Origin of the sequence: Novosphingobium profundi, from assembly GCF_018491765.1 — a bacterium.
Lineage (GTDB): Bacteria > Pseudomonadota > Alphaproteobacteria > Sphingomonadales > Sphingomonadaceae > Novosphingobium > Novosphingobium profundi.
The window spans coordinates 1-878 of the sequence record NZ_JABWCU010000076.1; the positions used below are offsets into that span (position 1 = coordinate 1).

At 67.2% G+C, this 878-nt stretch carries 1 protein-coding gene; it reads left to right on the top strand.

The window, feature by feature from the left end; translation table 11 throughout:
* Window positions 1–878, top strand: an 878-nt coding sequence (locus HT136_RS26080; RefSeq protein WP_214202657.1) for a sugar phosphate isomerase/epimerase family protein, incomplete at both ends; no start/stop codon positions are given.

Consider the following 878-nt stretch of genomic DNA (forward strand, 5'->3'; position numbering starts at 1 on the left):
CTTGAGAAGGCGGCCGAAAGCCAGACTTATTGCGACGAGATCACCGGCATGCTCGCCGACAAGGGGATCGCGATCACCGAGCTCTCGACCCACCTCCAGGGCCAGCTCGTCGCGGTCCACCCGGCCTACGACGCGCAGTTCGACGGCTTCGCCGCGCCCCATGTGCGGGGCAATCCCAGGGCGCGGCAGGAATGGGCGACAGAGCAGGTGAAGCTTGCCGCCGTCGCTAGCCGCCGGCTCGGGCTCACCGCCCACGCCAGCTTCTCCGGCGCGCTCGCCTGGCCTTACTTCTACCCCTGGCCGCAGCGTCCGGCGGGTCTGGTGGAGGACGCCTTCGACGAGCTCGCGCGCCGCTGGAAGCCGATCCTCGACGTGTTCGACGAGAACGGCGTCGACATCGGCTACGAATTGCACCCCGGCGAGGACCTCCACGACGGCGTGACCTTCGAGATGTTCCTCGATCGCCTCGGCAACCACCCCCGCGCGAACATCCTCTACGACCCCTCGCACTTCGTGCTGCAACAGCTCGACTACCTCGCCTTCCTCGACATCTACCACGAGCGGGTGAAGTGCTTCCACGTCAAGGACGCCGAGTTCCGGCCCAACGGCAAAGTCGGCGTCTACGGCGGCTACCAGGGCTGGGTCGACCGACCGGGTCGCTTCCGCAGCCTGGGCGACGGACAGGTCGACTTCGGCCAGATCTTCGCGAAGATGGCGCAGTACGATTTCGAGGGCTGGGCCGTGCTCGAATGGGAATGCGCGCTCAAGCACCCCGAACAGGGCGCGGCGCAAGGGGCACCCTTCATCGCGAACCACATCATCCGCGTCACCGACAAGGCCTTCGACGACTTTGCCGGGAGCGGCTCGGACCGCGCGCT